We start from the raw sequence: 23,964 nt of genomic DNA on the forward strand, positions 1-23,964 counted from the left end.
CAGTGTCGATGAACGTATTTCGCGTCGACGCTCGCCAGCGCCGCTGTTCGGGCACTCCAGCGGTCCAGGAGGCCGCCATGTCCTATCGAATCCTGTTGATCGCCCTGCTGGGGCTGATGACGTCTGCCTGCGCGCCGTACTACGGCAGCGGGGGCTATTACCGTTCGGACTACTACTCCACCGATCGCTATGTGGCGCCGGGTTACTACCGTTATGACCGCTACTATGTGGCCCCACAGCCGCGTTATTACTACCAGCCGGGACCGCGTTATTACCGTTCGGCTCCGGCGCCTTATTACCGCTCGCATCCGCAACCGGGGATGAACCAGTGGCACGGCAACCCGCGTTATGACTATGGCAACCGCCAGCGCAATGACTATCGGGGGGACCGCGACCGGCATGACTATCGTGATGGCAGCCAGCGCTATCAGCAGGGTGACTGGCACTCCAATGGTCAGCGCAATGGCGGCGGGCGTTGGGGTGGCCGGGGTGGACAGGGGCAAGGGGGCAACTGGCAGCGTTAGGTGATTTGAAGCGGGGGCGCTTTGCGCCCCGATCGCGACACAAGGCCGCTCCTACAGGGGAATGCGATCCCTTTGCAGGAGCGGCCTTGTGTCGCGAAAGGGCTGCAAAGCAGCCCCAGGCTCTTGAAGCTAACCCAGATCTGCCAATGGGTGCCGCCCCTCCCACACCTTGGCGAAATGCGCTTCCACCACCGCAGCCGGCACCTGCCCCACATCCGGCCAATGCCAGCGCGGGCGGTTGTCCTTGTCCAGCAAGCGGGCACGAACACCTTCGCTGAACTCCGGGTGACGGCAGCAGTTCAGGCTCATGCAGTACTCCATCTGAAACACCTGCGCCAATGACCGGTGCCGCGCCCGGCGGATCTGCTCCCACACCAGATGCGCCGTCAGCGGGCAGCCTTCATGCAGCCGTTGGCCGGCCTCGGCCAGCAATGGGTCGTCATGCTGCTTGAGCCCCTCCAGCGCACGCCACGCAGCCGCTGCATCGGCCACATCGAGCAACGCGTCGATCGCTTGCCGACGCGGCAACCACTGGGCATCGGGCAACTGGGCCCAAGCACGGTGCTGCTCCGCCTTGAGCAGGCTGTTCAGTTGCAGGGCGGTCTGTTCCTGCCAGTTCAGTTGCAGCAGTTCCTCGATCAAGGCCTCTTGCTGATGCTCACCAAGGAAACGGTCGGCCAGGCCCAGGTCGAGGGCGTCACGGGCATTGATCGGTGCGCCGGTCAGGCCAAGGAACAGGCCCAGCTTGCCCGGCAGGCGCGCCAGAAACCAACTGGCACCCACGTCCGGGTACAGGCCGATGCTGATTTCCGGCATCGCCAGCCGGCTGCTGGCCGTGACGATGCGTACAGTGGCGCCTTGCAGCAGCCCCATGCCGCCACCCAGCACATGCCCGTGGCCCCAACACAGCAAAGGTTTGGGGTAGGTGTGCAGGGCAAAGTCCAGGCGGTATTCGGCGGCGAAGAAGGAGGCTGCCAGTGGCGGCACGCTGCCAGGGTGGTCGCGGCAGGCTTGTACCAGCACGCGTACATCGCCGCCGGCGCAGAAGGCCTTTGTGCCGTTGCCGCGCAGCAGCACGCAGACGATGCCCGGGTCGCGGGCCCAGCTGTGCAATTGCTCACCCAGCGCCTCGATCATCGGCAGGTTCAGGGCATTGAGCGCCTTGGGCGCATCCAGGGTGGCGATGCCGATGCGGGCGCCGTCGGCGCCGGTGAGTACCTCGCAATGAATGGCCATGGACTACCTCGCGCAAGTCATCGCACAAGTATGGCTGGCCTGGCCGATCGTGCCGGTTGTCGGTCGGATCGTTTGACAAGCGGGGAGGGCTTACCTAGTGTCGCGCCATTGTTTATGGAAGGCCCCATGACTGACGACGATCGCATCAAACTCGAACCCAGCTGGAAGGCCGCATTGCGCGGCGAATTCGACCAGCCCTACATGCATCAGCTGCGCGAGTTCCTGCGTGGCGAATACGCTGCCGGCAAGGAAATCTACCCGCCTGGGCCGCTGATCTTCAACGCGCTCAACTCGACACCGCTGGAGCAGGTGAAGGTGGTTATCCTCGGCCAGGACCCGTACCACGGCCCGGGCCAGGCGCATGGCCTGTGCTTCTCGGTACAGCCGGGCGTGGCCACGCCACCGTCGCTAGTCAATATCTACAAAGAGCTGCAGCGCGACCTGAACATCCCGATCGCCAGCCATGGTTACCTGCAGAGCTGGGCCGAACAGGGCGTATTGCTGCTCAACACCACCATGACGGTGGAGCGTGCGAATGCGGCGTCGCATGCCAAGAAGGGGTGGGAGTTCTTCACCGACCGGGTTATTCAGGTGGTCAGCGAGCAGTGCCCGAACGTGGTATTCCTGCTGTGGGGCGCGCATGCGCAGAGCAAGCAGAAGCTGATCGATGGCACCAAGCACCTGGTGCTGAAGTCGGTGCACCCGTCGCCTTTGTCGGCTTACCGTGGCTTCCTTGGTTGCGGGCACTTTAGCCGAACCAACAGCTTTCTCGAACAGCGCGGGATGGCGCCGATCAACTGGGCGTTGCCGCCGTTGTGATCACCTGACAGACCGTGTCGCCTGCTTCGCGGGTAAACCCGCTCCTACAACGGGTGATGAAAACCTGATGTAGGAGCGGGTTTACCCGCGAATCAGGCGGCGCGATTATTCAGGGTTGGCGTTCCACACCCGGAACAACGGCTCCGCCAGAAACAACACAAACAACAACCGCATCACCTGTAGCGCCGTTACCAGCGGCACCGACAACTGCAAGGTCTCCGCCGTCAGGCTCATCTCGGCAATCCCGCCCGGCATCATCCCCAGCGTCAGTGAACGCAAGTCCAGCGCAGTCATCACGCTCAACACCCAGGCAGCACTGGCAGCAATCGCCATGCACAACGCCGTGGCCACCAGCGTACGCCCGAGGAACGACGGCGCACGGCGGAAGAACGCACGGTTGAAGTGACACGCCAGGCCACTGCCGATCAACCACTGGCCGATCTGGCTGGCGCCATTGGGCAGTGCGATCTGCAGGTTGCCGGCAAGGCTCACCGTAGCCGCCACCAGCAACGGCCCGAACAACCACGGGTTGGGCTGGCGCAAGCGCTGCCACAGCAACGCCATGGCAACGCCCAGTGGCGCAATCAGTGCCAGCCAGCCCCAGTTCACGCTGCCTGCGTGATTGAGCGGTACCCCGTCACCCAGCAGAAACTTGAACAGCGCCGGTACGCACAGCACAACCGCCAGCACCCGCAGGCTCTGTGCCGCTGCTACCTGGCTGAGCACCGCGCCATTGCGCGCGCCGAGGTTGACCATTTCACCCGAACCACCGGGCATGCTGGCGAAGAACGCCGTGGCGCGGTCTTCTCCGGTACGCCGCAACAGCCACACGCTGATCACGCTGGACAGCGTGGTGAACAGCGCGCCGAAGAAGATCAGCGCGAAATGGCTGGCCACCTGCTCGATCACCGCCGGGGTGAAGTGCAGGCCGATGCCGATACCGATGATCCACTGCCCGCATTTGCGGCCATTGGGTATTTCCGACAGCTGCCAGGGCGTCAGGCAGCGCACCAGGATGATCGCCAGCAACGAGCCGACCATCCATGGCAAAGGCCAGCCGACCTTGCTGGCGGCAAAACCGCCAGCAAGGCCGACCAGCCCGGTCGCAACGAACAGCGGGAATGACCGATCAGGCATCGGCCATGGCCCGACGCTGTTGGGCGCGTTTGCGCCAGATGCGCAGCAACGGCAGGGTCATCATGCAAATCGTCAATACCCACACCGACATGCTGATCGGGCTTGACCAGAGGATGCCCAGTTCACCGTTGGAGATCGACAGTGCCCGGCGCAGGTTCTGCTCCATCAGCCCGCCGAGGATGAAGCCCAGCAGGATCGGCGACAGCGGGAAGTCCAGCTTGCGCAGGATGTAGCCCATGATGCCGATGCCGACCATCAGGAACAGGTCGAAGGTGGTGGCATGAACGGCGTACACGCCGATCGCGGTGATGATGGCGATCACTGGCACCAGCGCCCAGTTCGGCACGGCGAGGATGCGGGTGAAGATGCGGATCATCGGGATGTTGAGGATTACCAGCATGATGTTGGCAATGAACAACGAAGCGATCAGGCCCCAGACGATGTCTGGCTGCTGTTCGAACAGCATTGGGCCGGGGGTGATGTTGTACAGGGTCAGTGCGCCGATCATCACCGCGGTGGTGCCGGAACCTGGTACGCCGAGGGTCAGCATCGGTACCAGGGCGCCACAGCAGGAAGCACCAATGGCAGTTTCCGGTGCAGCCAGGCCACGGGCGTCGCCCTTGCCGAACTTGCCGCTGGTGCCGGCGATGCGCTTTTCGGTCATGTAGGCCACGGCGCTGGCCAGTGTGGCGCCGGCGCCAGGCAGCACGCCCATGATGAAGCCCAGTAAGCCGCAGCGAATGTTGACCACGAACACCGAGGCCGCTTCCTTGAAATTGAACAGCATGCGCCCGGTGGCCTTGACCGCCTGGTGGCCATGGTGGGTCTTTTCCAGCAGCAGGAGGATTTCGCTGATGGAGAACAGGCCCAGTACCAGCACCACGAACTGGATACCGTCGGCCAGGTGCACGCTGTCACCGGTAAAGCGGTATACGCCGCTGTTGGCGTCGATGCCGACTGCTGACAGGAACAGGCCGATCAGGGCGGCAATGAAGGTTTTAAGCGGTTTGTCACCGGCCATGCCGCCCAGGCAGACAATGGCGAACACCATTAGCACGAAGTACTCGGCCGGGCCGAAGGCAATCGCCCATTTCGCCAGTAGCGGGGCGAACAGCACCATGCCACAGGTGGCGATGAAGGCGCCGATGAACGAACTCCAGGCGGACAGCGACAGCGCCACGCCAGCCAGGCCCTGGCGGGCCATCGGGTAGCCGTCGAGGGTGGTCATCACGGTCGAGGCTTCGCCCGGGATGTTCAGCAGGATCGAGCTGATACGGCCGCCGTATTCGCAGCCCAGGTATACCGCTGCCAGCAGGATCAGTGCCGATTCCGGCGGAAGGCCAAGGGCGAAGGCGATGGGGATCAGCAGGGCCACGCCGTTGATCGGGCCCAGGCCCGGCAGCAGGCCGACCACGGTGCCGATCAGCGTGCCGGAAAGGGCGGTGACCAGGTTGTAGGGGGACAGGGCAACGCCGAAGCCCTGGCCCAGGTAGCTCAAGGTATCCATGTGTCAGTTCTCCAGTACGCTCAGCAGGCCAAGGGGCAGGGGCACGTCCATCACACGGTCGAACAGCCAGTAGAGGAAAATGCTCATGCCCACCACCACGATGGCGCTGTGCAGCCAGCGGCCGCCATACAGGCGGGCCATGGGCAGGCCGACGAGGATGGCGCTGAGAATGAAACCCAGCGATTCGAAGGTGGCAGCGAAGACGATCAGCAGGCCGACGCAGGCGGCGATCTTGATCAGGGTTTCGCGGTCCAGTTCCGGTTCGTCGTCCTTGCGCACGATGGGCGTGGGGCGGATGGCCAGAAACAGCAGGCCCAGGCCCATGAGGCCGAGCATCAGCAGCGGGTAGGCGCGTGGGCCCACCGGTTCGTAGGAGAAGGCGGCCTGGTAGGGCCAGGCCATCACGGCCAGGGCGGCACACACCGCCAGCAGGGCCAGGGCGAAGATGCGTTGCAGGATCATGAAGGAATCCTCGTGTTGTTTGGCAAGACGCAGATCCTTTGTAGGAGCGGCCTTGTGTGGCGAAAGGGCCGCACAGCGGCCCCAGGATTTCAGCAGCGCTGCACAAATTGCTGGGGCTGCTGTGCAGCCCTTTCGCGACACAAGGCCGCTCCTACAAAGAGCGAGCGGCGTGGCGTGTTACTGGATCAGGCCAAATTCCTTGGCCAGTGCCTTGTAGTCAGCCACTTGCTTCTTCACATAACCGTCCAGTTCTTCGCCGGTCATGGCGAACGGGAACAGCTCGCGCTGGTCACGCAGCTGGGCGAAGTCTTCCGAGGCCAGCATCTTGTCGAACGATTGCTTCCACCAGGCGTAGTCCTCGTCGCTCACCCTTGGCCCCAGGTAGAAGCCACGCACCACAGGCCAGACGATGTCATAGCCCTGTTCCTTGGCGGTGGGGATGTCTTTCATCTCCGGCTCGTCCAGGCGGTTTTCCGCGAACACCGCGAGGATGCGCATGTTGCCGCTCTGGATGTGCGGCATAGAGTCGGAAATGTCGGTTGAGCCGACCTGGATGTGGCCACCCAGCAGTGCCGTGGCGATTTCACCGCCGCCTTCCAGGGCCACGTAGCGCAGGTCGCGCGGGTTGATGCCGGCAGCCTTGGCAATCAGCGCGGTCTGCATCCAGTCCTGGCTGCCGACTGTGCCGCCGGAGCCGATCACCACCTTGCTCGGGTCTTTCTTCAGTGCCGCGACCAGGTCATCGAGGGTCTTGTAGGGCGAGTCGCTTTTCACTGCGATGGCGCCATAGCTGGTACCGACCGCGGCCAGCCATTTCACTGCGTTCTCGTCGAAGCGGCCGAACTTGCCTTGGGCCAGGTTCAGCAGCGAACCGCTGGACCAGGCCACCAGCGTGCCGGCGTCGGCCGGGCGCTGGGCGACCACGGCGTTGTAGGCCACCGCGCCGACCCCGCCGGGCATGTAGGTGACGCGCATCGGTTTGCTGAGGATCTTTTCCTGCACCAGAGCGCTTTGCACCAGCTTGCAGGTCAGGTCGAAGCCACCGCCGGGCGAGGCGGGGGCGATGCATTCGGGGCGTTTCGGTTCGGCAGCGAGCGCGTTGCCGGCCAACAGCAGGCAGCCGGTAGCGAGGACGAGGCGGCGCAGTGAAAAGGTCATCGTCGATCTCCGTGAGTGTTGTTGTTATCGGTTACTGCTATTGGCTTACCAAATGGCGACGCTGTAGCTCACCAGCAGCCGCACTTCGTCGGCGTCGCGGGCGAAGTTGGAGCGGAAGGTGGCGTTGCGCAAACGCACGGCGACGTTCTTCAACGGGCCGCTTTGTACCACGTACTTGAGCTCGGTGTTGCGTTCCCATTCCTTGCCTTCGCCGCCGGCAGCGCGGCTGACGTTGTCGCCGCTGATGTAGCGGGTCATGAAGGTCAGGCCGGGTACACCGAGGGCGGCAAAGTTGTAGTCGTAGCGCGCCTGCCAGGAGCGCTCGTCTTTACCTGCGAAGTCGTTGATCTGGACGAAGTTGACCAGGTACGGGTCGGCACCATCGACATACGGGAAGGCGCTGTCGCCCGACAGCTGCTGCCAGGCGGCGCTCACCTTGTGCCCGCCCAGGGCGTAGCTGAGCATGCCGTTGACCGTGGTGTTGTCGATATTGCCGGCCTTGGCGGCACCGGCATCGTCACTGACCGCCAGGCGCAGGTCGGCGCCGAAGGTGCCCGGGCCCCATGGCTGGGTGGCCACCATGCCGATGAAGTGCTGGCGGTAGATATCGTCGAGCTGGGCGAAGTGGTAGCTGCCGGTGATGCGGTCGGTGAACTGGTAATCAAGGCCACCCAGGGTCAGGTTGTCGGCGCTGAACGAGCCACCGAAGCGGCCGTTCTTGTTGTTCAGGGCCAAGTCTTCCCAGTTGGTGTCGTTGCGGTCCTTGGCCTTGTCCAGGCGCCCGCCTGTAAAGGTCAGGCCTTTGATCTCCTTCGAAGTCAGCAGCCCGCCTTCGAAGGTTTGCGGCAGGATGCGCCCGTCGTTGGGCTGCAGGGTGGGCAGTTCCGGGATCAGCGTGCCGATCTTCAGTTCGGTCTGCGAGATCTTTACCTTGCCGGTCAGGCCGAGCTTGGAGTACTCATCGGCCGCCTTGCCATCATCGTGAGTCGGCAGCAGGCCGGTGTCGGTGCGGTCGGGGCTGGAGTCGAGCTTGATGCCGAGCATGCCCAGTGCGTCCAGGCCGAAGCCTACGGTGCCATCGGTGTAGCCGGACTCGAAATTGAGCATGAAGCCCTGGGCCCATTCGTCGCGCTTGGATTGTTGCGCGCTGGTGCCGTCGCGGAAGTCGCGGTTGAAGTACATGTTGCGGGTTTCGAAGGTGGCCGTGCTGTCTTCGAAGAAGGCGGCCTGGCTCATCGGGGCGACACCGGCAAGCGCAAGGGCGCTGGCGATGGCGGAGGGGCGAGCGGCAAAGGAACGGGTAGGCGCGAACGCCTGCGGCTGCGATGACAGCATCGTCGATGACTCCGTTTATTGTTCTTATTCGTTGCACCTTGCTGGTGCTTTTTTCGGCGCGAAGGGCGACCGTGGTGCGATGCTAGGCAACGAACCTTTCGCTAACCTTTCAGCGTGAAAGGTTTGTCGGCAGGGCTTCACAGGCCTGCCGACAGCGGTACACTCCGCGCCACCGCCCCACCCGAGCAGGGAGAATCCGATGCGTGTGCTGCTGGTCGAAGACCACCTGCAACTGGCCGAAAGCGTGGCCCAGGCCTTGAAAAGCCACGGCTTGACCGTGGATGTGCTGCATGACGGCGTGGCAGCCGACCTGGCCTTGGCCAGCGAGGAATACGCCGTGGCCGTGCTGGATGTCGGCTTGCCGCGTATGGACGGCTTCGAAGTGCTGGCGCGCCTGCGCGGCCGTGGCAAGACCTTGCCGGTGCTGATGCTGACCGCGCGCAGCGACGTCAAGGACCGGGTCCACGGTCTTAACCTGGGCGCCGACGACTACCTCGCCAAGCCGTTCGAGCTGACCGAGTTGGAAGCCCGGGTCAAGGCCCTGCTGCGGCGCAGCGTGCTCGGTGGCGAACGTCAGCAACGCTGTGGGCCGCTGGTGTATGACCTGGACACCCGGCGTTTTTCACTCGGCGACGATAACCTGACCCTGACCTCGCGTGAGCAGAGCGTGCTGGAAGCGCTGATCGCCCGCCCTGGCCGGGTGATGAGCAAGGAGCAGTTGGCCGCCCAGGTATTCGGCCTGGACGAAGAGGCCAGCCCTGACGCCATCGAGATCTACATCCACCGCCTGCGCAAGAAGCTCGACGGCCACCCGGTGGCCATCGTCACCTTCCGTGGCCTGGGCTACCTGCTCGAGCACCGCGATGCGTGACAACGGCAGCCTGCGCGGGCGTTTGCTGGGCAACCTGGCGCTGTTGCTGGTGGTGCTGATGCTGGCCAGCGGCCTGAGCGCCTACTGGAATGGTCGCGAGGCCGCCGACACCGCCTACGACCGCACCTTGCTCGCCTCGGCGCGGACCATCGCCGCCGGCCTGTCGCAGCGCGACGGCTCGCTGAGCGCGGACGTGCCTTACGTGGCGCTGGATACCTTCGCCTACGACAGCGCCGGGCGTATCTACTACACGGTGCTGGATATCAAGCAGCGGCTGATTTCCGGCTACGAAAACCTGCCGCCACCGCCGCCAGGTACCCCGCGTACCGACGACTACCCGGCGCTGGCGCGGTTCTACAATGCCACCTACCAGGGCCAGGATGTACGCGTGGTCAGCCTGCTGAAACCGGTGAGCGAGCCGAACATGAACGGCATGGCGGAAATCCGTGTAGCCGAGACGGAGGAAGCGCGGGTGCGCATGGCGCGTGACCTGATGACCGACACGCTGCTACGCCTTGGCATGCTGGCGCTGGGCGCGCTGGTGATGGTGGGTTTTGCCGTGAGTGCCGCGTTGCGGCCGCTGGAGCGCCTGCGCACAGCGGTGGAAGAGCGCCAGCCGGATGACCTGCGGGCCTTGCCGGTGGTGCAGGTGCAGCGTGAGCTAGGCCCGTTGGTGCGGGCCTTGAACCACTTTACCGAACGCTTGCGTGGGCAGTTCGAGCGCCAGGCGCAGTTCATCGCCGACGCCGCTCACGAGCTGCGTACACCTTTGGCAGCGCTGAAGGCGCGGGTCGAGCTGGGCTTGCGCTCGTCCGAACCGCAGGAGTGGCGGCAGACTTTGGAGGCGGCGGTACAGGGTACCGACAGGCTGACTCACCTGGCTAACCAGTTGCTGTCGTTGGCGCGGGTCGAGAACGGCGCGCGGGCGATTGCCGAGGGTGGTGCGCAGCGCCTGGACTTGAGCCAACTGGCCCGTGAGCTGGGGATGGCCATGGCGCCACTGGCGCACAAGCGAGGTGTGGCGCTGGCGCTGGAGGCCGAGGCACCCGTGTGGCTGAAGGGCGAGCCGACGTTGCTCAACGAGCTACTGAGCAACCTGGTGGACAATGCCCTGGCGCATACACCGGAGGGTGGCAATGTGATTTTACGGGTGCTGGCGCCGGCGGTGCTGGAGGTGGAGGATGACGGGCCGGGCATTCCCGAGGCTGAGCGCGAGCGGGTGTTCGAGCGTTTCTACCGGCGTAGTGCGCAGGGCAGCGGGTTGGGGCTGGCGATTGTTGGCGAGATCTGCCGGGCGCACCTGGCGCAGGTGAGCCTGCATGATGGGGCCAATGGCGGGTTGCGGGTGCGGGTGAGTTTTATTGCTGATTGATGGGTTGCTTGTGCTGGCCTCTTCGCGGCGGTTCGACGCCTCGATGAACCCGCTCCTACAACGGGCAGCGCAGCCTTCAAATGCTGCGCAGTCCCTTGTAGGAGCGAATAGGCCAGCACAGGCTGATACCGCTCAGCGCAACATGCTCCGCGCCTCAAGCAGCTCATCCACCTCAAGCTCGGTACCAAACGGCAACCCCAGGTGGCGGTACGCCGGCAGTGCCGCCAGCGGCCGTTGGCGCCCCCGCTGGCTGATGCAGCGGGCAATCTGCACAATGTCGATGTAATCGACCTTCCCAGTCTGCCGGTCAAGGTCCTGAACCTGGCTTGGCAGGTTGACCAGCTGCTCCGGAAACTCCCACGCCTTGAGAATCTTGTCGCCCAGCACTGGCTGGATCTGCTCGATCACGTAATGCAGGCACACCGGGTCGGACAACAGTTCGTTGTGTTCTTCGGCATAGATCAGGACCGGTAGCGCGCCGATCTGGTTGACCAGCCCACCCAGGGTCGCCTGCTCCGGTTTGAGCTGGGTGTAGCGGCGGCAGATTTCGTAACTGATGCCCGCCACTTCCAGGCTATTGGCCCAGATATCGCGAAGTTTCTGCTCAACTGCCGATGAGCGGGCATGGAAAATCTGCTCGATCACCAGGCCGATGGCCAAGTTGCAGCTGTAGTTTATGCCCAGCCGCGTGATGGCGGTGTGCAGGTCGGTAACCTCCACCGCCGCGCGCAGCAGTGGGCTGTTGACGACCTTGATCAGGCGCGCTGAAAGGGCCGCATCGCGACCGATCACTTTGCTCAGGGCCGCTACGCTGATCTCGCTGTCTTCCGCGGCTTCACGGATGCTCAGGGCAACCTCGGGCAGGGTTGGCAGGACCAGGTCATCCTTTTCGATGGCATCGAGCAACTGTGCTTGAACCATCTCGGCCAGCTTGTTCATGGGCGTGTCTACCGCAGTGGTGGTGCGGCCCCGCCACGCGGGCGGGGCAGGCTGGTCAGCGTTGGATTTCCCGGTCGCGGTCCAGTTCGTAAGGCAGGGTCAGCACCTGCAGGCGTGGGCCTTCCAGGCTGTCCAGGTGCAGGTTATTGTCCTCAACTGCGTCGGCGCTAAGCACCGCGAGCAGCTCGCAGCCCGCGCCGTTGCTGGCTGCAATCACCACTTCACCGACCGACGAGCCATGGGTAGGCGAGAAAATTTCGGCTCCCGGGGCCGGAATGGCTCGCTGGTCCAGTGCCAGGCGGTACTGGCGGCGCTTGAGCTTGCCCAAGTACTGCATGCGCGCAACAATTTCCTGGCCGGTGTAGCAGCCTTTCTTGAAGCTGACGCCATCGACGGCCTGCAGGTTGATCATCTGCGGGATGAACAGCTCACGGGTTGGCCCCATGACCTGGCCGATACCGGCGCGAATCTGTCCCAGCAGCCAGTCGTTGATCGAGCCTTCCGGCAGGGCAGCGGTGAGGGCCTGGCGCACAGGCTTAGCCTTGTCCGCCGGCACCCACAGCTCCACCCGGTTAGTAGACACGGCAATGGCGATCAGCCCGTCTTGGCGTACGGTGCTGCCAGCGGCTGCCGGCACTTCGAGCCCCAGCGCCTGCAGTGCCGCATCGCCACCTTGCAGGCCGAAACGTGCCCAGGCGGCGCTTTCATCGGTCAGCTTGGCCTTGGAGAACACGGCGTACTTCTTCAGGTCGGCCAGTTGCGCGTCGAGCAGTTCGCTGGCCATGGCCAACAGGTAGCCGTCGCCTTCGGGCAGGATGCGGAAGCTCGACTGCATGCGCCCCTTGACCATGCAGCGGGCGCCAAGGCTGGCGTGTTCCAGGCTGAGGTAGTTGATATTGCAGGTCAGCTGGCCTTGCAGGAACTTGCCTGCATCGGAGCCGCGGACGGCGAGGATGCCCTCGTGGGACAGGGGGCAAAAGAAAGCGGAATCGGCCATGGGTCATCGCGGTGGCTAAAGACTGGCGGCCATCATAGAACGCCGGTAACAAAATAGGTAGGTGACTAGACCAACGCCCGGTGTCGCTTCGCTCGCCTGGCTGTATACTGGCGGGCCATTCGAGGAGGGCCCCATGGTCGAACAAACTGAACTCAACCGGCTTTTCTGGCACAGCCGCCGCGGCATGCTGGAACTGGACGTACTGCTGGTGCCTTTCACCCAGGAAGTCTACTCCACCCTCAACGAGACCGACCGCGAACTGTACGTGCGGCTGTTGAGCTGCGAGGACCAGGACATGTTCGGCTGGTTCATGGAGCGCACCGAGTCTGAAGACCCGGAGCTGCAGCGCATGGTTCGCATCATCCTGGACCGTGTCCAGCCCAAGTGAGTGCTTCGAATGCCGCTGGCAAGGCTCGCGCCTGCTGCTAGTGGCCTACCTGGCGTGCCAGGTGCTGGCGTGGCTTGCCGTGTGGGCGAGCCCGCTGCCCGGGTGGTTGGCCTTTTGCGTTGTTGCCGCCTGTCTTGCCCACGCTGCCTGGGCTGTTCCCCGACGTATTCTGCTGACCCATGAACATGCCGTAGTCGGCCTGCGCCGTGATGTGCGCGGCTGGCAAGTGTTCAGCCGTGGTTGTGGCTGGCAGCCGGTGCGGTTGTGTCGGGACAGCGTGGCGTTGCCGGGGTTGGTGGTGTTGCGTTTTGTGCGCGCGGGGCGTTGGTTGGGGGAAAGCCAGTGCGTACCGCGGGGTGCGTTGGGAGCGGATGAGCATCGGCGTTTGCGGGTGAGGTTGAAGTTCAGCCGGCGGCGCTGGGCTGAGGTGGGAGTGAGTCGGGGCTGACAGGTGTTCGCCGTGGCAGGTTTGGCGCCTGTGAGATCGAGCGCCGCCCGCGCGGCGCTTCGCGGCACAAGGCCGCTCCCACATTTGTTTCGGGCCAGTCACTCCTTTGAGGTCACCTCTGCCCGCCTCGTATTTTCCATTCGATATCGAAGGTGTCATCTGTGCTTTTCTGCTATCTCCAGCCATGCATCCAAGGAGCGAGTGCGGAGGCGGCAGGAGTAATTGGCCCGAAACAGATGTGGGAGCGGGCTTGCCCCGCGAAGCGCCGCGCGGGCGGCGCTCGATCTCTCAGGCGCTACAGCTTTCAGGCAGGACCAAGAATCGTGTCCTTCGCCTCGTCCAGCATCCCCGGGTAATCCAGCGTGTAATGCAAGCCACGGCTTTCCTTGCGCTGCATCGCCGACAGGATCATCAACTCGGCCACCTGCGCAAGGTTACGCAGTTCGATCAGGTCACGGCTGACCTTGTAGTTGCTGTAGAACTCATCGATTTCATCCAGCAACAGACGAATACGGTGCTGCGCCCGCTGCAACCGCTTGCTGGTGCGCACGATACCCACGTAGTCCCACATGAACCGCCGCAACTCATCCCAGTTGTGCGCAATGATCACGTCCTCGTCCGAATCGGTCACCTGGCTGGCATCCCAGCCCGGCAGGGCCTCGGGCATGGCCACCTGCTCCAGGTGCGCCTCAATGTCGGCTGCGGCGGCGCGGCCATAGACGAAGCATTCCAGCAGCGAGTTGCTGGCCATGCGGTTGGCGCCGTGCAGGCCGGTAAAGCTGGTTTCGCCAATGGCATACAAGCCAGGCACATCGGTGTGGCCACGGTCGTCGACCATCACCCCGCCGCAGGTGTAGTGCGCCGCAGGCACCACCGGGATCGGCTGGCGGGTAATGTCGATGCCAAACGCCAGGCAGCGCTCGTACACGGTGGGGAAGTGGCTCTTGATGAACTCGGCCGGCTTGTGGGTGATGTCCAGGTAGACGCAGTCCACACCCAGGCGCTTCATCTCGTGGTCGATGGCGCGGGCCACGATGTCGCGTGGGGCCAGTTCCTCGCGCGGGTCGAAGCGCGGCATGAAGCGCTCGCCATTGGGCAGGCGCAGCAAGGCACCCTCGCCGCGCAGGGCTTCGGTGACCAGGAAGCTCTTGGCCTGCGGGTGGTACAGGCAGGTCGGGTGGAACTGGTTGAACTCCAGGTTCGCCACCCGGCAACCGGCGCGCCAGGCCATTGCGATACCGTCGCCACAGGCACCGTCAGGGTTGCTGGTGTAGAGGTAGACCTTGGCCGCGCCGCCAGTGGCCAGCACGGTGAAGCGTGCGCCAAAGGTGTCCACCTCGCCCGTGTTGCGGTTGAGCACGTAGGCACCCAGGCAACGTTCGCCTGGCAGCCCCAGGCGACGCTCGGTGATCAGGTCGACGGCCACGCGCTGCTCCAGCAGCTGGATGTTCGGGCGCCGGCGGGCCTGCTCCAGCAGCGTGGTAAAAATGGCTGCGCCAGTGGCGTCGGCGGCGTGGATGATGCGCCGGTGGCTATGGCCGCCTTCGCGGGTAAGGTGGAACTCGAAGCCGCCGTCGTCGACGCTGTAGTGCTCGTCGCGGGTAAAGGGCACGCCTTGCTCGATCAACCACTGAATCGCTTCGCGGCTGTGCTCGACGGTAAACCGCACCGCGTCTTCATGGCACAGCCCGCCGCCAGCATTGAGGGTGTCCTCGACGTGCGACTGCACGGTATCGGTATTGTCCAGCACCGCTGCGACACCGCCTTGGGCCCAGAAGGTCGAGCCATTGGCCAGGTCGCCCTTGCTCAGCACGGCAACGCGCAGGTGGCGGGGGAGGTTAAGTGCCAGGCTGAGACCGGCGGCACCGCTGCCGATCACCAGGACATCATGTTGGAATTGTTGGCTCATGTCGGGACACTAGTAATCTTTGGAGGGGGCGCGGCACAATAGTCACGCGCAGGTGGCATTGTGAAACTATCGTTAAACTTGGCCGGGTTGCCTTTATAGCAGCCCCCGGTGGCCAATTTCCATGCCGCTTGGCCACTTACCGAGGCGCGCGTCAACCTTTGTGGGAACTTTCCGACATGGCCGGAAATCCTATGAAGGCTGCCCGCACGCCACAAATTGCCGCGGCGACGCAGGGTGGCAGGCCTTTCCGGGCTGACCCCTGCGTATTCGAAACCTGATTATCGACGTAGCCGGCCGTGTCCGCGCCGCGTCTTCCGTGCAAGCCGACCAAGGGCTGCAGGAAACTTGCTTGGAGGGGAGAACTTTTGCGCAAAGCCCGAGTCTATGGTTGCAAGCCTGAACGATGGCTGCTGCAACGCTCCTTTGAGTTCACTGAGGAGTGTTCATGCTAACCCAGGAAGAGGATCAGCAGCTTGTCGAGCGCGTTCAGCGCGGCGACAGGCGAGCGTTCGATCTGTTGGTGCTGAAGTACCAGCACAAGATTCTCGGGTTGATCGTGCGGTTCGTTCACGATACCCACGAGGCCCAGGACGTAGCACAGGAAGCCTTCATCAAGGCCTACCGTGCGCTTGGCAATTTCCGCGGCGACAGTGCGTTTTATACGTGGCTGTACCGCATCGCCATCAACACGGCGAAGAACTACCTGGTGTCCCGTGGAAGACGGCCACCAGACAGCGATGTCAGCTCCGAGGATGCGGAGTTTTACGACGGCGATCATGGCCTCAAGGATCTCGAGTCCCCAGAGCGCTCGTTGTTGCGGGATGAAATCGAAGGCACCGTCCATCGCACCATCCAGCAACTGCCCGAAGATTTGCGCACGGCATTGACCCTGCGTGAGTTTGACGGGCTGAGTTACGAAGACATTGCCAGCGTCATGCAATGTCCGGTGGGTACCGTGCGCTCTCGAATCTTCCGCGCTCGGGAGGCCATAGACAAAGCCCTGCAGCCGTTGTTGCAGGAAACCTGAGACAGCGGCGACAGCCAAGAGAGGAACCGCCATGAGTCGTGAAGCTTTGCAGGAATCGCTGTCCGCGGTAATGGATAACGAAGCGGACGAACTGGAACTGCGTCGGGTGCTTAGCGCCGTCGACGATGCCGAAACCCGTGCCACCTGGTCGCGCTACCAGGTGGCCCGTGCAGCCATGCACAAGGAGCTGCTGCTGCCCAACCTGGATATCGCCTCGGCGGTGTCTGCGGCGCTGGCTGACGAAGCGGTGCCGGCCAAGGTCAAGAAAGGCCCTTGGCGCAGCATTGGCCGCCTGGCGGTCGCGGCTTCCGTCACCGTGGCTGTGCTGGCCGGGGTACGCATGTACAACCAGGACGAGATTACTGGCGCCGAGCTGGCTGCCCAGCAGCCGGTCCAGCAAGGCCTGAGCGTGCCACAAGCACAGGGCCCGGCTGTTTTGGCAGGCTATAGTGAGAGCAGTGAGCAACCGACCGGGCCAATGGCCAACGGCGTGCTGCAGAACCAGGCCGGCTGGGATCAGCGTTTGCCAGGTTACCTGCGCCAGCATGCCCAGGAATCTGCGCTCAAGGGCACTGAAACCGCATTGCCATATGCCCGCGCTGCCAGCCTGGAAAACCGTTAAGTAAGGAGGATCATGCGCGCGCTACCTCTCCTGTCGCTGCTGATTGGCAGCTGCATGACGGTGCCAGCGTTGGCAGCCAACTCTTCGCCTGAGGCGAGTGAGTGGCTGAACAAGCTGGCACAGGCCGAGCAAAAGCAGAGCTATCAAGGCTCTTTCGTTTACGAACGCAACGGCAGCTTCTCCTCCCACGATATCTGGCACAGGGTCGAGGACGGCAAGGTCAGCGAGCGGCTCTTGCAGCTCGATGGCGCTGCCCAGGAAATCGTGCGCGTGGATGGCAAGGTGGAGTGCGTCAGCGGGGCCTTGGCCAGCAGTGTCACGGCGCCGCCAGATACTGCACAGCGTGTGCTTGATCCACTGAAACTGATGGGCTGGTACGACTTGAGCGTGGTAGGCAAGTCGCGGGTCGCCGGGCGCGACGCCGTGATTGTTACCCTGGCCCCACGTGATCAGCACCGTTACGCCTTCGAACTGCATCTGGATCGAAGCAGCGGCCTGCCGCTGCGCTCGTTGATGCTCAACGACAAGGGGCAGTTGCTGGAGCGCTTCCAGATGACCCGCCTCGATACCGCAAAACTTCCCAGTGACGCGGATATGCGCCCCAGCGCAGCCTGCAAGCCGGTGCAGCCTGCCACCGCCGTCAGCAATGACACCGTCGCTGGCTGGCGCTCGGACTGGCTGCCGCCTGGCTTCGAACTGGTCAACAGTTCGGTGCGCCGCGACCCCAAGCGCAACAGCTCGGTCAGCAGCTTGATGTATGACGATGGCCTGGCGCGCTTCTCGGTGTTTCTCGAACCGGTGAAAGACGACGGCGGCACCGACATGCGCACCCAATTGGGCCCAACTTCAGCGGTTTCGCGCCGCCTGAACACGCCCAAGGGCAAGGTGATGGTGACTGTGGTTGGCGAAATCCCTCTTGGAACGGCAGAACGCGTCGCGCTGTCAATGCGCCCTCAGGATGCCCAGGCGCGCCAGTAATGGTGCGCTTTTGCGGGCGATGCCAAGGCGGGCGGACATACGGCTGAAATGAAATTAAAGCATTGTCATTTGCAATCCATCGGCAAATTTTCTATAGGTCAGGCTTTCAGGAGCCTGGCCTTTCCTGCTTTGTGCAGGGGTCTTTCTAAACTACCGCTCGTTTTGACGGGAGCCGTATGTCAATACCACGCTTGAAATCCTACCTAACGATGTTCGCCGCCGTGCTGATGCTCGGCCAGGTGCTCAGCGCCCAGGCCGAGGAAGCCCTGCCGGACTTCACCACCCTGGTCGAGCAGGCCTCGCCGGCGGTGGTCAACATCAGTACCAAGCAGAAGCTGCCGGACCGCCGCGTTGCCCAAGGGCAGATGCCGGACCTGGAAGGCCTGCCGCCAATGTTCCGCGAGTTCTTCGAGCGCAACATGCCGCAGCAGCCGCGCTCGCCGCGTGGGGACCGCCAGCGTGAGGCGCAGTCGCTGGGCTCGGGCTTCATCATTTCCAGCGATGGCTACGTGCTGACCAACAACCATGTGGTGGCCGATGCCGACGAAATCATCGTCCGCCTGTCGGACCGCAGTGAGCTGCAGGCCAAGCTGGTTGGCACCGACCCGCGTACCGACGTGGCCCTGCTGAAGGTCGAGGGCAAGAACCTGCCGACCGTGAAGCTGGGTGACTCCGAGAAGTTGAAGGTGGGCGAGTGGGTGCTGGCCATCGGTTCGCCGTTCGGCTTCGACCATTCGGTAACCAAAGGTATCGTCAGCGCCAAGGGCCGGACCTTGCCGAATGACACCTACGTACCGTTCATCCAGACCGACGTGGCCATCAACCCGGGTAACTCCGGTGGCCCGTTGTTCAACATGAAGGGCGAAGTGGTGGGTATCAACTCGCAGATCTTCACCCGTTCCGGTGGCTTCATGGGCCTGTCGTTCGCCATCCCGATCGATGTGGCGATCGATGTTTCCAATCAGCTGAAGAAAGACGGCAAGGTCAGCCGCGGCTGGCTGGGCGTGGTGATCCAGGAGGTCAACAAAGACCTGGCTGAGTCCTTCGGCCTGGACAAACCGGCCGGTGCACTCGTGGCGCAGGTGCTGGAAGACGGCCCGGCAGCGAAGGGTGGCTTGCAGGTAGGTGACGTGATCCTGAGCATGAACGGTCAGCCAATCGTCATGTCGGCCGACCTGCCGCACCTGGTCGGCAGCCTCAAGGATGGCGAAAAGGCCAAACTTGAGATCATCCGCAATGGCAAGCGCCAGAACCTCGACATTGCCGTTGGCGCGATGCCGGATGACGATGCCGACATCGGCACCGGCACTGGCGCGCAAGGCAGCGCCGAGCGCAGCAGCAACCGCCTGGGTGTCTCGGTGGCCGACCTGACCGCCGAGCAGAAGAAATCCCTGGAGCTCAAGGGCGGCGTGGTCATCAAGGAAGTGCAGGATGGCCCGGCAGCGCTGATCGGCCTGCGTCCGGGTGATGTCATCAGCCACCTGAACAACCAGGCCATCGGCTCGGCCAAGGAATTCACCGAAATCGCCAAGGAGCTGCCGAAAAACCGTTCGGTGTCGATGCGCGTGCTGCGTCAGGGTCGTGCCAGCTTCATTACCTTCAAGCTCGCTGAATAAGCGGGCCGGCAAGGGAAAAGGGCAGCCTCGGCTGCCCTTTTTCATGAATATTCACAATTGTACGGATAATTGCTGTGTACAGTCGGACAGAGGAATCTCCCATAACCCAGCAGCTTAAGGTACAATTCCCGGCTATTTTTCGGCGGGCGTCCGGCTCGCAGCCTTTTCGAGTGTTGACCTGTGAGTGATTTGAGTCATATCCGCAATTTCTCCATCATCGCCCACATCGACCATGGCAAGTCGACGCTGGCCGACCGTTTCATCCAGATGTGCGGTGGCCTGTCGGCGCGCGAAATGGAAGCTCAGGTCCTCGACTCCATGGACCTGGAGCGTGAGCGCGGTATCACTATCAAGGCCCACAGCGTCACGCTGCATTACAAGGCGCAGGACGGCAAAACCTACCAGCTGAACTTCATCGACACCCCCGGCCACGTCGACTTCACCTACGAAGTCTCGCGTTCGCTGGCGGCCTGTGAAGGCGCACTGCTGGTGGTCGACGCCGGCCAGGGCGTCGAAGCCCAGTCCGTAGCCAACTGCTACACCGCCATCGAGCAGGGCCTGGAGGTAATGCCGGTCCTGAACAAGATGGACCTGCCCCAGGCTGACCCGGACCGCGTCAAGGACGAGATCGAGAAAATCATCGGTATCGACGCCACCGACGCCGTGGCCTGCAGCGCCAAGAGCGGCATGGGCGTGGACGAGGTGCTCGAGCGCCTGGTGCACTCCATCCCGCCGCCTGAAGGCGAAATCGATGCACCGCTGCAAGCGCTGATCATCGACTCCTGGTTCGACAATTACCTGGGCGTGGTCTCGCTGGTGCGTGTGCGCCAGGGCCGCGTCAAGAAAGGCGACAAGATTCTGGTCAAGTCCACCGGCAAGGTGCACCTGGTCGACAGCGTCGGTGTGTTCACCCCGAAACACACCCAGACCGCTGATCTGAAAGCCGGTGAAGTAGGCTTCATCATTGCCAGCATCAAGGACATCCATGGTGCACCGGTTGGTGACACCCTGACCTTGTCCTCCACCCCGGAAGTGGAAGTACTGGCAGGCTTCAAGAAAATCCAGCCGCAGGTCTACGCCGGCCTGTTCCCGGTCAGTTCCGATGACTTCGAAGACTTCCGCGACGCGCTGCAGAAGCTGACGCTGAACGATTCGTCGCTGCAGTACATGCCGGAAAGCTCCGATGCCCTGGGCTTCGGCTTCCGCTGTGGCTTCCTCGGCATGCTGCACATGGAGATCATCCAGGAGCGCCTGGAGCGCGAGTACGACCTCGACCTGATCACCACAGCGCCAAGCGTAATCTATGAGCTTGAGCTCAAGACTGGCGAAACCATCATCGTTGACAACCCGTCGAAGCTGCCGGACGTGTCTTCGGTCACCGACTTCCGCGAGCCGATCGTCACCGCCACCATCCTCGTGCCGCAGGAGCACCTGGGCAACGTCATCACCCTGTGCATTGAAAAGCGCGGCGTGCAGCGTGACATGCAGTTCCTCGGCAGCCAGGTGCAGGTGCGCTATGACATGCCAATGAACGAAGTGGTGCTCGACTTCTTCGACCGCCTCAAGTCCACCAGCCGCGGCTATGCTTCGCTGGACTATCATTTCGATCGCTACCAGTCGGCCAACCTGGTCAAGCTGGACGTGCTGATCAACGGCGACAAGGTTGATGCCCTGGCATTGATCGTGCACCGCGACAACGCGGCCTACAAAGGCCGTGCGTTGACCGAGAAGATGAAGGAACTGATCCCTCGGCAGATGTTCGATGTGGCGATTCAGGCAGCCATTGGCGGCCAGATCATTGCGCGGACAACCGTCAAGGCGCTCAGAAAGAACGTACTGGCCAAGTGCTACGGTGGTGACGTCAGCCGTAAGAAGAAACTGCTGGAGAAGCAGAAGGCCGGTAAGAAACGCATGAAACAGGTGGGCAACGTGGAGATTCCACAAGAAGCCTTCCTCGCCGTGCTCAGGTTGGATAGCTAGGTCCTATGTCGCTAAATTTCCCGCTGTTGCTGGTCATCGCCGTATTCGTCTGCGGTCTGCTGGGCTTGATCGACCTGCTGTTCCTGGCCCCGCGCCGGCGTGCGGCAATTACCAACTACCAGGGCAGCGTCAGCCAGCCCGAGTTGGCCGTGGTCGAGCGCCTGAACAAGGAGCCGTTGCTGGTCGAGTACGGCAAGTCGTTCTTCCCGGTGCTGTTCATCGTGCTGGTGCTGCGCTCGTTTTTGGTCGAGCCGTTCCAGATCCCTTCGGGGTCGATGAAGCCGACCCTGGAAGTGGGCGATTTCATTTTGGTGAACAAGTTCTCGTACGGCATTCGCCTGCCGGTGATCGACAAGAAGGTCATCGAGGTGGGTGACCCGCAGCGCGGGGATGTGATGGTGTTCCGCTACCCGAGCGACCCGAACGTCAACTACATCAAGCGTGTGGTTGGCCTGCCGGGCGACGTGGTGCGCTACACCAACGACAAGCGGCTGTTCGTCAACGGCCAGCCGATTGCCGAACAGCTGGTGGGCAGCGAGCCGGGTACCTTGGGCAGCGCCGAGCTGTACAAGGAAAAGCTCGGCGAGGCCGAACACCTGATCCGCAAGGAAATGAGCCGCTATCGCATGCCACCGGACCAGCAGTGGACCGTGCCGGCAGGCCATTACTTCATGATGGGCGACAACCGCGACAACTCCAACGACAGCCGTTTCTGGGATGACCCGAACATTCCCAAGGAACTGCACGGCATGGTTCCGGACCGCAATATTGTCGGCAAGGCCTTCGCAGTGTGGATGAGCTGGCCAGAGCCGAAACTCAGCCACCTGCCCAACCTGTCGCGGGTTGGCCTGATCCATTGATACCCATCGGCGCTGTCCAGTAGACAGCGCCGAATGCATTTCTGACATAGGCTGTGTTCTCAGGGATCGGGAGATTCGCCGCACATCGCGTGGCGAACCACAGCCAAACAGTCTTTCAGGATGTTGATTTGAACAACGCGTTGAACAACCAACGGGTGGCCGCATGAGTGCTTCCCTTGCCAATCTGGAGCGAAAGCTCGGTTACACCTTCAAGAACCAGGACCAGATGCTCCTGGCGCTGACCCATCGCAGCTATGCCGGGCGCAACAACGAGCGCCTGGAGTTTCTCGGTGACGCCATTCTCAATTTCGTCGCCGGCGAAGCGCTGTTCGAGCGTTTTCCGCAGGCCCGCGAAGGCCAGCTGTCGCGTCTGCGCGCACGCCTGGTCAAGGGCGAGACCCTGGCCCGCCTGGCCCGTGGTTTCGACCTGGGTGAATACTTGCGCCTGGGGTCGGGCGAACTCAAGAGCGGCGGTTTTCGTCGTGAGTCGATCCTGGCCGACGCGCTAGAGGCACTGATTGGCGCCATTTATCTGGATGCCGATATGGAAACGGCCCGAGAGCGCGTGCTGGCCTGGCTGGCCAATGAGTTCGAAGGCCTGACCCTGGTCGACACCAACAAAGATCCAAAAACCCGCCTGCAAGAGTTCCTGCAGTCGCGCAGCTGTGAGCTGCCGCGTTACGAAGTAGTGGATATCCAGGGTGAACCGCACTGCCGCACCTTCTTTGTCGAATGTGAAGTGGTGCTGCTGAACAACAAGAGTCGTGGCCAGGGCGTTAGCCGGCGTATTGCCGAGCAAGTCGCTGCCGCGTCTGCACTGATCGCCCTGGGCGTGGAGAATGGCAATGACTGATAACACCCCGACCCGCTGTGGCTACGTAGCCATTGTCGGCCGCCCCAACGTCGGCAAGTCGACCCTGCTTAACCACATCCTCGGCCAGAAGCTGGCGATTACTTCGCGCAAGCCGCAGACCACACGCCACAACATGCTCGGCATCAAGACCGAGGGTGACGTGCAGGCGATCTACGTCGATACCCCCGGTATGCACAAGGCCAACGACAAGGCCTTGAACCGCTACATGAACCGCAACGCTTCGGCGGCCCTGAAGGACGTCGACGTGGTGATCTTCGTGGTCGACCGTACCAAGTGGACCGACGAGGACCAACTGGTACTGGAGCGTGTGCAGTACGTGACCGGCCCGCTGATCATCGCGGTCAACAAGACCGACCGCATGGAAGAGAAGGCCGAGTTGATCCCGCACCTGCAGTGGCTGCAGGAGCAACTGCCGAATGCCGAGGTGATGCCGATTTCCGCGCAGCAGGGGCATAACCTCGAAGCGCTGGAAGCACAGATCGCCAAGCACCTGCCGGAAAACGATCACTTCTTCCCGGAAGACCAGATCACCGACCGCAGCAGCCGCTTCCTGGCTGCGGAACTGGTGCGCGAGAAGATCATGCGCCAGTTGGGTGCAGAGCTGCCGTACCAGATCACCGTGGAAATCGAAGAGTTCAAGCAACAGGGCCATGTGCTGCACATCCACGCGTTGATCCTGGTTGAACGTGACGGCCAGAAGAAGATCATCATTGGAGACAAGGGCGAGCGCATCAAGCGCATTGGCTCCGAGGCACGCAAGGACATGGAAGTGCTGTTCGACTCCAAGGTCATGCTCAACCTGTGGGTCAAGGTAAAAGGCGGCTGGTCCGACGACGAGCGCGCCCTGCGTTCGCTGGGCTACGGCGACCTCTGAGCCGCGCGCTCGCCCCTGTAGGAGCGGCCTT

General features: G+C 62.8%; 23 protein-coding genes. 14 read left to right on the forward strand and 9 right to left on the reverse strand.

Annotated features, from left to right (window positions below; all coding sequences use genetic code 11):
• Positions 1-77: 77 nt before the first annotated feature.
• Complete coding sequence (locus ACIP02_RS07495; protein ID WP_400614756.1) at positions 78-524, forward strand: hypothetical protein; 447 nt, start codon at positions 78-80, stop codon at positions 522-524.
• Between the two features lie 129 nt (positions 525-653).
• Here the strand turns inward: ACIP02_RS07495 and ACIP02_RS07500 are convergent, their stop codons facing one another.
• Positions 654-1,760 (reverse strand): enoyl-CoA hydratase/isomerase family protein, encoded by a 1,107-nt coding sequence (locus ACIP02_RS07500; RefSeq protein ID WP_400614758.1) that lies wholly within the window; start codon positions 1,758-1,760, stop codon positions 654-656.
• A gap of 126 nt (positions 1,761-1,886) precedes the next feature.
• Between ACIP02_RS07500 and ung the strand changes: the two genes are divergently transcribed.
• Positions 1,887-2,579, forward strand: coding sequence for a uracil-DNA glycosylase (gene ung, locus ACIP02_RS07505; RefSeq protein WP_201200912.1), 693 nt, complete (start codon positions 1,887-1,889; stop codon positions 2,577-2,579).
• A 105-nt stretch (positions 2,580-2,684) separates the two neighbouring features.
• Here the strand turns inward: ung and ACIP02_RS07510 are convergent, their stop codons facing one another.
• The 5 genes from ACIP02_RS07510 to ACIP02_RS07530 form a co-directional block, all read right to left on the reverse strand.
• A complete protein-coding gene (locus ACIP02_RS07510; protein WP_400614760.1) occupies positions 2,685-3,716 on the reverse strand; it encodes an AbrB family transcriptional regulator in 1,032 nt (343 codons plus the stop codon).
• Complete coding sequence (locus ACIP02_RS07515; protein WP_400614762.1) at positions 3,709-5,223, reverse strand: tripartite tricarboxylate transporter permease; 1,515 nt, start codon at positions 5,221-5,223, stop codon at positions 3,709-3,711. The genes ACIP02_RS07510 and ACIP02_RS07515 overlap by 8 nt, the downstream gene beginning before the upstream one ends.
• Before the next feature lie 3 nt (positions 5,224-5,226).
• Positions 5,227-5,685 carry a tripartite tricarboxylate transporter TctB family protein gene (locus ACIP02_RS07520; RefSeq protein ID WP_400614764.1) on the reverse strand — a complete coding sequence of 153 codons (459 nt, stop codon included), beginning with the start codon at positions 5,683-5,685 and terminating at the stop codon, positions 5,227-5,229.
• 177 nt (positions 5,686-5,862) lie between these two features.
• The gene (locus ACIP02_RS07525) at positions 5,863-6,843 is read right to left on the reverse strand and encodes a Bug family tripartite tricarboxylate transporter substrate binding protein (protein ID WP_400614766.1); all 981 of its coding nucleotides are present in this window, start codon (positions 6,841-6,843) and stop codon (positions 5,863-5,865) included.
• Between the two features lie 45 nt (positions 6,844-6,888).
• Positions 6,889-8,178 carry an OprD family porin gene (locus ACIP02_RS07530; RefSeq protein WP_400614768.1) on the reverse strand — a complete coding sequence of 430 codons (1,290 nt, stop codon included), beginning with the start codon at positions 8,176-8,178 and terminating at the stop codon, positions 6,889-6,891.
• A gap of 199 nt (positions 8,179-8,377) precedes the next feature.
• Between ACIP02_RS07530 and ACIP02_RS07535 the strand changes: the two genes are divergently transcribed.
• Positions 8,378-9,049, forward strand: a complete 672-nt coding sequence (locus ACIP02_RS07535) for a response regulator (protein ID WP_400614770.1) — start codon at positions 8,378-8,380, stop codon at positions 9,047-9,049.
• On the forward strand, positions 9,042-10,421 hold the full coding sequence (locus ACIP02_RS07540) for a sensor histidine kinase (RefSeq protein WP_400614772.1): 1,380 nt from the start codon (positions 9,042-9,044) through the stop codon (positions 10,419-10,421). Before ACIP02_RS07535 ends, ACIP02_RS07540 begins: the two co-directional genes overlap by 8 nt.
• 132 nt (positions 10,422-10,553) lie before the next feature.
• Here the strand turns inward: ACIP02_RS07540 and ACIP02_RS07545 are convergent, their stop codons facing one another.
• Positions 10,554-11,360, reverse strand: coding sequence for an HDOD domain-containing protein (locus tag ACIP02_RS07545; protein WP_400614774.1), 807 nt, complete (start codon positions 11,358-11,360; stop codon positions 10,554-10,556).
• Between the two features lie 55 nt (positions 11,361-11,415).
• A complete protein-coding gene (locus ACIP02_RS07550; RefSeq protein ID WP_400614776.1) occupies positions 11,416-12,357 on the reverse strand; it encodes a YgfZ/GcvT domain-containing protein in 942 nt (313 codons plus the stop codon).
• 133 nt (positions 12,358-12,490) lie between these two features.
• Here ACIP02_RS07550 and ACIP02_RS07555 point away from each other — a divergent pair, with 133 nt between their 5' ends.
• Positions 12,491-12,745, forward strand: coding sequence for a succinate dehydrogenase assembly factor 2 (locus tag ACIP02_RS07555; protein WP_016498168.1), 255 nt, complete (start codon positions 12,491-12,493; stop codon positions 12,743-12,745).
• Positions 12,729-13,193 (forward strand): protein YgfX, encoded by a 465-nt coding sequence (locus tag ACIP02_RS07560; RefSeq protein WP_400614778.1) that lies wholly within the window; start codon positions 12,729-12,731, stop codon positions 13,191-13,193. Before ACIP02_RS07555 ends, ACIP02_RS07560 begins: the two co-directional genes overlap by 17 nt.
• A gap of 304 nt (positions 13,194-13,497) precedes the next feature.
• Here the strand turns inward: ACIP02_RS07560 and nadB are convergent, their stop codons facing one another.
• On the reverse strand, positions 13,498-15,102 hold the full coding sequence (nadB, locus tag ACIP02_RS07565) for an L-aspartate oxidase (RefSeq protein ID WP_400614780.1): 1,605 nt from the start codon (positions 15,100-15,102) through the stop codon (positions 13,498-13,500).
• A 445-nt stretch (positions 15,103-15,547) separates the two neighbouring features.
• Here nadB and rpoE point away from each other — a divergent pair, with 445 nt between their 5' ends.
• The 8 genes from rpoE to era all read left to right on the forward strand — a co-directional run bounded on the left by rpoE (position 15,548) and on the right by era (position 23,933).
• Positions 15,548-16,129 carry an RNA polymerase sigma factor RpoE gene (gene rpoE, locus ACIP02_RS07570; RefSeq protein WP_003252049.1) on the forward strand — a complete coding sequence of 194 codons (582 nt, stop codon included), beginning with the start codon at positions 15,548-15,550 and terminating at the stop codon, positions 16,127-16,129.
• A 31-nt stretch (positions 16,130-16,160) separates the two neighbouring features.
• The gene (locus ACIP02_RS07575; RefSeq protein ID WP_201200935.1) at positions 16,161-16,751 is read left to right on the forward strand and encodes a sigma-E factor negative regulatory protein; all 591 of its coding nucleotides are present in this window, start codon (positions 16,161-16,163) and stop codon (positions 16,749-16,751) included.
• A gap of 12 nt (positions 16,752-16,763) precedes the next feature.
• Positions 16,764-17,729 (forward strand): MucB/RseB C-terminal domain-containing protein, encoded by a 966-nt coding sequence (locus tag ACIP02_RS07580; protein WP_400614784.1) that lies wholly within the window; start codon positions 16,764-16,766, stop codon positions 17,727-17,729.
• A 209-nt stretch (positions 17,730-17,938) separates the two neighbouring features.
• Positions 17,939-19,345, forward strand: a complete 1,407-nt coding sequence (locus ACIP02_RS07585; protein WP_400615059.1) for a DegQ family serine endoprotease — start codon at positions 17,939-17,941, stop codon at positions 19,343-19,345.
• A 180-nt stretch (positions 19,346-19,525) separates the two neighbouring features.
• Entirely contained in the window at positions 19,526-21,325 is a 1,800-nt protein-coding gene (gene lepA, locus ACIP02_RS07590) for a translation elongation factor 4 (RefSeq protein WP_400614786.1), read from the forward strand.
• Between the two features lie 5 nt (positions 21,326-21,330).
• Positions 21,331-22,185 carry a signal peptidase I gene (gene lepB, locus ACIP02_RS07595; protein ID WP_400614788.1) on the forward strand — a complete coding sequence of 285 codons (855 nt, stop codon included), beginning with the start codon at positions 21,331-21,333 and terminating at the stop codon, positions 22,183-22,185.
• Between the two features lie 163 nt (positions 22,186-22,348).
• Entirely contained in the window at positions 22,349-23,038 is a 690-nt protein-coding gene (rnc, locus tag ACIP02_RS07600) for a ribonuclease III (protein ID WP_400614791.1), read from the forward strand.
• Entirely contained in the window at positions 23,031-23,933 is a 903-nt protein-coding gene (gene era / locus ACIP02_RS07605; protein ID WP_346644665.1) for a GTPase Era, read from the forward strand. Before rnc ends, era begins: the two co-directional genes overlap by 8 nt.
• The last annotated feature ends 31 nt before the right edge of the window (positions 23,934-23,964 follow it).

The sequence above is a fragment of the Pseudomonas sp. NPDC089408 genome (genome assembly GCF_044749445.1).
Taxonomy (GTDB): domain Bacteria; phylum Pseudomonadota; class Gammaproteobacteria; order Pseudomonadales; family Pseudomonadaceae; genus Aquipseudomonas.

Excerpts from the sequence above, each read along its gene's own strand:
- ACIP02_RS07495 (WP_400614756.1), top strand. The coding sequence starts at position 78 with ATGTCCTATCGAATCCTGTTGATCGCCCTGCTGGGGCTGATGACGTCT.
- ACIP02_RS07500 (WP_400614758.1), bottom strand. The coding sequence starts at position 1,760 with ATGGCCATTCATTGCGAGGTACTCACCGGCGCCGACGGCGCCCGCATC.
- ung (WP_201200912.1), top strand. The coding sequence starts at position 1,887 with ATGACTGACGACGATCGCATCAAACTCGAACCCAGCTGGAAGGCCGCA.
- ACIP02_RS07510 (WP_400614760.1), bottom strand. The coding sequence starts at position 3,716 with ATGCCTGATCGGTCATTCCCGCTGTTCGTTGCGACCGGGCTGGTCGGC.
- ACIP02_RS07515 (WP_400614762.1), bottom strand. The coding sequence starts at position 5,223 with ATGGATACCTTGAGCTACCTGGGCCAGGGCTTCGGCGTTGCCCTGTCC.
- ACIP02_RS07520 (WP_400614764.1), bottom strand. The coding sequence starts at position 5,685 with ATGATCCTGCAACGCATCTTCGCCCTGGCCCTGCTGGCGGTGTGTGCC.
- ACIP02_RS07525 (WP_400614766.1), bottom strand. The coding sequence starts at position 6,843 with ATGACCTTTTCACTGCGCCGCCTCGTCCTCGCTACCGGCTGCCTGCTG.
- ACIP02_RS07530 (WP_400614768.1), bottom strand. The coding sequence starts at position 8,178 with ATGCTGTCATCGCAGCCGCAGGCGTTCGCGCCTACCCGTTCCTTTGCC.
- ACIP02_RS07535 (WP_400614770.1), top strand. The coding sequence starts at position 8,378 with ATGCGTGTGCTGCTGGTCGAAGACCACCTGCAACTGGCCGAAAGCGTG.
- ACIP02_RS07540 (WP_400614772.1), top strand. The coding sequence starts at position 9,042 with ATGCGTGACAACGGCAGCCTGCGCGGGCGTTTGCTGGGCAACCTGGCG.
- ACIP02_RS07545 (WP_400614774.1), bottom strand. The coding sequence starts at position 11,360 with ATGAACAAGCTGGCCGAGATGGTTCAAGCACAGTTGCTCGATGCCATC.
- ACIP02_RS07550 (WP_400614776.1), bottom strand. The coding sequence starts at position 12,357 with ATGGCCGATTCCGCTTTCTTTTGCCCCCTGTCCCACGAGGGCATCCTC.
- ACIP02_RS07555 (WP_016498168.1), top strand. The coding sequence starts at position 12,491 with ATGGTCGAACAAACTGAACTCAACCGGCTTTTCTGGCACAGCCGCCGC.
- nadB (WP_400614780.1), bottom strand. The coding sequence starts at position 15,102 with ATGAGCCAACAATTCCAACATGATGTCCTGGTGATCGGCAGCGGTGCC.
- rpoE (WP_003252049.1), top strand. The coding sequence starts at position 15,548 with ATGCTAACCCAGGAAGAGGATCAGCAGCTTGTCGAGCGCGTTCAGCGC.
- ACIP02_RS07575 (WP_201200935.1), top strand. The coding sequence starts at position 16,161 with ATGAGTCGTGAAGCTTTGCAGGAATCGCTGTCCGCGGTAATGGATAAC.
- ACIP02_RS07580 (WP_400614784.1), top strand. The coding sequence starts at position 16,764 with ATGCGCGCGCTACCTCTCCTGTCGCTGCTGATTGGCAGCTGCATGACG.
- ACIP02_RS07585 (WP_400615059.1), top strand. The coding sequence starts at position 17,939 with ATGTTCGCCGCCGTGCTGATGCTCGGCCAGGTGCTCAGCGCCCAGGCC.
- lepB (WP_400614788.1), top strand. The coding sequence starts at position 21,331 with ATGTCGCTAAATTTCCCGCTGTTGCTGGTCATCGCCGTATTCGTCTGC.
- rnc (WP_400614791.1), top strand. The coding sequence starts at position 22,349 with ATGAGTGCTTCCCTTGCCAATCTGGAGCGAAAGCTCGGTTACACCTTC.
- era (WP_346644665.1), top strand. The coding sequence starts at position 23,031 with ATGACTGATAACACCCCGACCCGCTGTGGCTACGTAGCCATTGTCGGC.